Annotated in this window: 7 protein-coding genes and 1 pseudogene; 6 read left to right on the top strand and 2 right to left on the bottom strand. The window is 50.4% G+C overall.

The genetic code is table 11. From position 1 onward, the window contains the following. Positions 1–223 (top strand): MobC family plasmid mobilization relaxosome protein (locus OMR58_RS25745; RefSeq protein WP_264547312.1); only part of this gene is annotated, 223 nt, incomplete at its 5' end. Then, entirely contained in the window at positions 213–1,706 is a 1,494-nt protein-coding gene (mbeA, locus tag OMR58_RS26115; protein ID WP_444861347.1) for a plasmid mobilization relaxase MbeA, read from the top strand. The genes OMR58_RS25745 and mbeA, both read left to right, overlap by 11 nt. 14 nt (positions 1,707–1,720) lie before the next feature. Here mbeA and OMR58_RS25725 read toward each other — a convergent pair whose 3' ends face one another. Continuing rightward, positions 1,721–2,152, bottom strand: coding sequence for a hypothetical protein (locus OMR58_RS25725; RefSeq protein ID WP_264547309.1), 432 nt, complete (start codon positions 2,150–2,152; stop codon positions 1,721–1,723). Positions 2,153–2,291: 139 nt separating this feature from the next. Between OMR58_RS25725 and OMR58_RS25720 the strand changes: the two genes are divergently transcribed. After that, positions 2,292–2,528 (top strand): hypothetical protein, encoded by a 237-nt coding sequence (locus OMR58_RS25720; RefSeq protein ID WP_264547308.1) that lies wholly within the window; start codon positions 2,292–2,294, stop codon positions 2,526–2,528. Positions 2,529–2,780: 252 nt separating this feature from the next. Here OMR58_RS25720 and OMR58_RS25715 read toward each other — a convergent pair whose 3' ends face one another. Continuing rightward, positions 2,781–2,948: a hypothetical protein gene (locus OMR58_RS25715; protein ID WP_264547307.1), complete on the bottom strand. Its 168-nt coding sequence runs from the start codon at positions 2,946–2,948 to the stop codon at positions 2,781–2,783. A 195-nt stretch (positions 2,949–3,143) separates the two neighbouring features. Here OMR58_RS25715 and OMR58_RS25710 point away from each other — a divergent pair, with 195 nt between their 5' ends. From OMR58_RS25710 to OMR58_RS25700, 3 genes and pseudogenes are all read left to right on the top strand, one after another. Then, a complete protein-coding gene (locus tag OMR58_RS25710; RefSeq protein WP_264547306.1) occupies positions 3,144–4,394 on the top strand; it encodes a DNA cytosine methyltransferase in 1,251 nt (416 codons plus the stop codon). Next, the gene (locus OMR58_RS25705) at positions 4,387–5,196 is read left to right on the top strand and encodes a hypothetical protein (RefSeq protein WP_264547305.1); all 810 of its coding nucleotides are present in this window, start codon (positions 4,387–4,389) and stop codon (positions 5,194–5,196) included. The genes OMR58_RS25710 and OMR58_RS25705 overlap by 8 nt, the downstream gene beginning before the upstream one ends. A 1,013-nt stretch (positions 5,197–6,209) precedes the next feature. Continuing rightward, positions 6,210–6,387 (top strand): annotated as a pseudogene (locus OMR58_RS25700) (MobC family plasmid mobilization relaxosome protein); the annotation flags it as partial.

Below are 6,387 nucleotides of genomic sequence, written 5' to 3'. Positions count from 1 at the left end.
GAAGCCGGCACGTGCCGGCAGACTTCCCTCGATTTCGCCGGCGCTGCTGCGACAGCTGGCCGGCATGGGAAATAACCTGAACCAGATCGCGCGAAAAGTTAACGCCGGTGGCCATACGGGTCACGACCGTGTGCAGATTGTTGCCGCGCTGATGGCCATCGATGCCGGGCTCGAGCAGCTGCGGCACGCGGTGATGGAAAAAGGGCCGGATGATGATCGTTAAATTTCACGCCCGGGGAACCGGCGGCGGTTCCGGGCCGGTGGATTACCTGCTGGGAAAAGACCGCCAGCGTGACGGTGCTTCTGTGCTACAGGGGAAGCCGGAGCAGGTTCGCGAGCTGATTGATGCCTCACGCTATGCCAAAAAATATACCTCCGGCGTGCTGTCGTTTGCCGAGAAGGATTTACCGGACGGGCAGCGTGAGCAGGTGATGGACAGTTTCGAGCGCGTTCTGATGCCCGGTCTGGATAAAGACCAGTACAGCATTCTGTGGGTTGAGCATGCCGACAAGGGCCGTTTGGAGCTGAATTTCCTTATCCCCAACACCGAGCTGCTGACCGGCAGGCGGCTGCAGCCGTACTTTGACCGGGCTGACCGTCCGCGGATTGACGCCTGGCAGACGATGGTTAACGGCGTTCTGGGTCTGCATGACCCGAATGATCCTGCAAACCGTCGTGCCCTGGTCACGCCGTCATCACTGCCCGAAACGAAACAAGAGGCCGCTGCAGCCATCACGCGCGGCTTACTTCACCTTGCCTCAGCCGGTGAGCTGAAAACCCGTCAGGATGTGACGGCGGCGCTGGAGCGGTCAGGGTTTGAAGTGGTCCGCACCACAAAAAACAGTATCAGCATTGCCGACCCGGACGGGGGGCGAAACATCCGACTGAAGGGAGCCATTTATGAGCAGTCTTTTAACGCTGGCGAAGGACTTGGAGCAGCAGTCGAAAGCGCAGCAGAAGCATACCGAAACGATGCTGAAAACCGTATTCAGCGAGCACGAGAGGTCTGTCAGAGCGGAACTGAACGCAAGTTCGAAGAGAATCAGCGACGCCATCAGCGCCCACGAACAGGGGATGCACGAGGCCATGCAGTCGAACAGGCTGAACGTGCTGCGGATGGTCGGCCGGACGTGGTTCTCGATAGCGATGGTGTCAGTGCTGCTGATCGCCACGAGCGGGAGCGTGCTGTGGTGGCAGGGACAGAAAATCGTCGCGAACATGCAGACCCTCAGCCAGCAGGAGACATCCCTTGCGCAGCTGAACGCGAAAACGTGGGGCGTGAGCTTCCGGAGCGACGGCAACGGGAAATTTCTGGTGCTTCCGGCGGGGATGAAGGTCGACACGAACTGGACGGTGCAGAACGGGAAGCGGAACGCAGTGAAACTGGTGAAGGAGCCGTAGCAGATGACAGATCTGGAAAAACAGTTGCTGAACGCCTTAGAGCAGTTACAGCAGGACTACTCGAAAAGGCTGGACGACTGGGAGAACGCCTTCGCGGAATGGCGGAAGGTATCCGGGCTTATGCAGCAGGAGAACGCGGCACTGAACGAGCGGGTCATGAACTTGAGCAGGCAGGTGCAGAGTTTGAGCGAGCAGCTGCGCCGGTTGTCGAAGAAATGAACAGGGATCTCCGGGAGCAGCAGCTGCAGGAGCAGGAAAAAAACTCGCCTGAGCCGGTTTATACCCGCCAGAAAACACTGGAGTAAACGGTTCCCACTGTTCAGCCAAACAGGCGGGACCAGAACCCCTTTTTCTTTTCCTGATCCAGCTCTGATTTCAGGCGATTTATCTCACCCTGCAGTGCCTGATTTTGTTTCTCATGGTCCCGGCGTTCCTCTTCCCGGGCCTGTCTGTCCTCGATCATCAGGGTGACGGTCTGGCGCAGCTCTTTCATCTCCCTCTGAAGGGATTCAATCTGCTCGTGTGAGAAATTTTGGTGTGAATTTTCACGCTGTGAAATAGCGGGAATTTTTTTTACAGGCAGGCTGACGTTGCCGTATACCCTTATCAGCTCGGAAACGTCCACAACAGGGTTGTTTTTCTTATCGCGTGACGCGGTAACTTTGCCCTGATTTATATGGTTGTAAAGCGTTCTGCGGGTAATGCCTGCAGCAGCGGCTGCTCGGGTCAGATTGAGGTGTGTTTCTGCCACTGTGTACCCCATGAATTAACAGGTGTGTAATGTGTGAAATTTACACTATGGTTGTTACTTCAGCCAGAACTGTGTTTCAGCCGGAGTCCTGCTCCGGTTCCCCGGGCTGCCGGGGTGATTTTTTCCTGTGGAGGTTTATATGACGCGACTGAGAGATCTGACGCCGGCAGAGAAGCAATTTCTCGATGACGCTGTGGCAGCTGCAGAACGTGCTTCTGGCAAGAAACTGAACCAGCCGAACCGTCATATCGTGCTCAGCCGGGCGAGAGCGCAGATTGAGTCGCAGCGACACGCCGACCGGCAGCGCGCGGTACGTGAGGAAGAACGACAGCAGGCCGAATTTACCTGGTCACGCCCGCGATCGCCGCGCCGGTGAATTGCGGTTCTGAGGCTTCTGCTGCAGGAATGGGATGAAACTGTCGGCCAGGCATTCCCGTGCATAGCCATGCAGGCGCGCAGAAATCATCAGGAGCGTTTTTCGGGGTTATGGACAGGGAAAGGTGCCTGAAATGACCCTCTGGCCGCAGGATCGCGCTGAGGCGTCCCGGGGTGGTACGCGAAAGGGATGTTATGGTAAATCCTGTCGATCTGCAGGTACAAAAAAGCCGCCTGTAACGGCGACTTGGGTTTAGTCTTTTTTACCCATGGGCATCAGATGAACTGTTGCGATAAGGGCTGCTGTACAGAACATCAGCATGGATGCGAAATCAGGAGATGAAAACCAGGCTGCATACCCGATGTGTGTCTCCGAAGCGTTTAGTGCGTCTATCACCGCGTGGATTATATGATTTTCCATTCTTGGACTCCTTCGTAGCGCATGCGGAAGCAGTTACGGTTGTAACTACAACGCCTATTTTACGGCCACGACCAGTGAGGTCGAAGTCATGCGGGATTGGGATGTTAGGTTCAACCGAAAGCGTAAAAATCGATCGGTAAAGCGATCGCATTTATGATAGCATCACGTATATTTTATATAACGTGGATGTAAAGAATGACTAGACCGATTGCTGTTGATTTATTTGCTGGAGCGGGTGGGCTGAGTCTCGGTTTCGAGCAAGCTGGCTTTGATATAAAAGCATCAGTTGAAATAGATCCAATACATTGCTCTGCTCACAAATATAACTTTCCTATGTGCAAAACGATATGTAGAAGTGTTGTTGATGTTACCGGGGAATATGTTAGGGAAGTTTCAGGTATTGGAGAGAGAGATATTGATGTAGTGATCGGAGGAGCTCCATGCCAAGGCTTTTCATTAATAGGGAAACGCGCGCTTGATGATGATAGAAACAAACTGGTCTATCACTATGTACGGTTGGTCCTTGAGCTAAAACCTAAATATTTCATTTTTGAAAATGTAAAAGGATTGACGGTAGGTAAGCATAAGCAGTTTTTAGTGGAAATAATGGATGCGTTTAAAGATGGCGGATACGACGTTGTAAGTGATTATAAAGTTCTAAATGCAGCTGATTATGGAGTTCCTCAAGATCGTCGTCGTCTTTTCTTAATGGGTGGAAGGAAAGGAATTACTCTGCCATCATACCCAGAACCATTATCCATCAGAACAACGGTTGGGGACGCTATTGGGGATATTCCTGATGCAGAAAAATATCCTGAGCTATGGGGGAGGGATTGGGTTGATGCCAAGTTTGGTGAGCAATCATTATACTCATCCTATTTGCATGGAGTAGGAAAAGACCCCGCTGATTTTAGCTACCCAAGAATTTTTAATAAAGATAAATTAACGTGTTCTTTACTGACAGATCACTCTGATATTTCTAGAGGACGGTTTGTTGAAACTTTGCCTGACTCGGTAGAACCAATCAGCAGATTCAAAAAGCTCTCAATGAATGGGTTATGTAATACTTTAAGGGCAGGAACAGCAAGTGACAGAGGTGCTTTTACATCTCCTCGCCCTATACATCCGATCTACCCTAGAGTCATTACGGTCAGAGAGGCAGCAAGACTGCATTCATATCCTGACTGGTTCAGGTTTCATGTGACTAAGTGGCATGGATTTAGACAGGTCGGTAATAGTGTTCCTCCTATGCTAGCTAGAAGTGTTGGCTTGCAGATTATGAAGGTTCTTGGAGTTACGCCAAAAAAACCAACGAAGAAAATCAAACTTGGTGATGAAAGTTTGGTTGCTATCTCTATGTCCGATGCTGCATCTATGTTTGGTGTGCCATCAAATGTAATTGCTAAGAGAATAAAAAATAGTAACAAGGAGGTTGTTTGTGAGTAAGGATAAAAAAGATAGGTCCAAAAATAGATACCATCAGTTGGTAGAAAAGATATTTTTCGATAAATATGTTGGTGGTGACGTAGAGGTATTATTCGAAAGGTTGGAGATAAACAGCGCTGCAAAAGATTTAGGTATAGATCTCCCATCTAATGTTGGTGATGTTATATATTCAATCAGATTTAGAACACCTATGCCAGAAAGTATTCTATTGACTCAGCCAGAAGGTAAGGAGTGGATTATTGAATTGGCTGGCAGGTCAAAATATAGATTTAGGTTGGTGACTATTAGTAGGATTTTGCCAAATCCCAATATGGTGGCAATAAAAATACCAGATAATACTCCGGAGATAATTACAGGTTATTCTCTAGATGATGAGCAGGCATTGTTGGCGAAGGTTAGGTATAACCGACTAATAGATATATTTTTAGGTATAACCACATACTCTTTGCAGAATCATTTAAGAACCACGGTAAAAGGAATTGGTCAAATAGAGATCGATGAGCTTTATGTCGGGATAGATAAATACGGTTGCCATTATATAATACCAGTCCAAGCAAAAGGTGGAACCGATCAAATATCTATGGTGCAAACATCGCAAGATACAGCGTGGTGTGAACAAAAATATCCAAATGTTAGATGTAGAGCTATTTCCGCTCAGTTTGTTTCGAGCGATTTGATTGCACTGTTTGAGCTGAAGATAGACGAAGGACAAGTGAAATTGATTGAGGAAAGGCATTACAAACTGGTTCCGGCAAAAGAGTTAGATAGCTCTGACATCTCAAACTACCGCATGTCTGTATAATTTCTGAGAGGATCTTCTTGAGATCCTTTCGTTCTAGCCGTAATCTCCTAAGCCGTAAACAAAAAAACCACCGCTACCAACGGTGGTTCGTTTGCCGGAATTTAGAGCTACCAACTCTTCCTTCCGAAGGTAACTGGCTTTCACGGAGCGCAGATACCAAAACTGTCCTTCCAGTGTAGCCGTAGTCAGGCCTCCACTTCAAGAACTCTGTAGATTACTCTACTCTACTCCGCTCCGTGAATCCGATTACCAGTGGCTGCTGCCAGTGGCGCTTTTGCATGTCTTTCCGGGTTGGACTCAAGACGATAGTTACCGGACAAGGCGCAGCAGTCGGACTGAACGGGGGGTTCGTGCATACAGTCCAGCTTGGAGCGAACTGCCTTCCCGGAACTGAGTGTCAGGCGTGGAATGAGAAACCGCGGCCATAACAGCGGAATGACACCGGTAAACCGAAAGGCAGGAACAGGAGAGCGCACGAGGGAGCTACCAGGGGGAAACGCCTGGGATCTTTATAGTCCTGTCGGGTTTCGCCGCCACTGATTTGAGCGTCAGATTTGTGATGCTTGTCAGGGGGGCGGAGCCTATGGAAAAACGGCAACGGCGCGTCCTTTGCCATTCTGCGTTTACAGCTTTTCCCGCCTGTTATCCCCTGTTTCTGTTGATAACCTCCATCCACTGCAGTCAGCACCGCTCGCCGCAGCCGAACGACCGAGCGCAGCGAGTCAGTGAGCGAGGAAGCGGAAGACCTCTTAGCTGCCTTTTGCACTTCCACTCATCTTTCTTGGTATCGCCATCATATTATGATTCCGGTTTACTCTCCGACGGTACCGTGCTTACATAGTAAGCCAGTATACACTGCGCTAGCGCTGCGTGACTGGTTCAGGGCTCCGCCCCGAAACCCCGGAAAGACGCTGACGCGCCTGCGGCTTGTCGAATACCGTGCCGACCGGGAAAGAATTTCCCTCCCGTCACGGCATTATCAGGAGGCCGGTTTGCCAGAAAAACGCAGCAAAATGCTCACCATGTGGGTGACGGAGGATGAACACCGGCGACTTCTTGAGCGGTGCGACGGTAAGCAGCTTGCATCCTGGATGCGGCAGACCTGCCTGGACGAGAAGCCGGCACGTGCCGGCAGACTTCCCTCGATTTCGCCGGCGCTGCTGCGACAGCTGGCCGGCATGGGAAATAACC

Origin of the sequence: Erwinia sp. INIA01 (genome assembly GCF_025947915.1) — a bacterium.
In the GTDB taxonomy this organism is placed as follows: Bacteria; Pseudomonadota; Gammaproteobacteria; order Enterobacterales; family Enterobacteriaceae; genus Erwinia; species Erwinia coffeiphila.
This window is presented reverse-complemented; position numbering and strand designations above follow the sequence as displayed.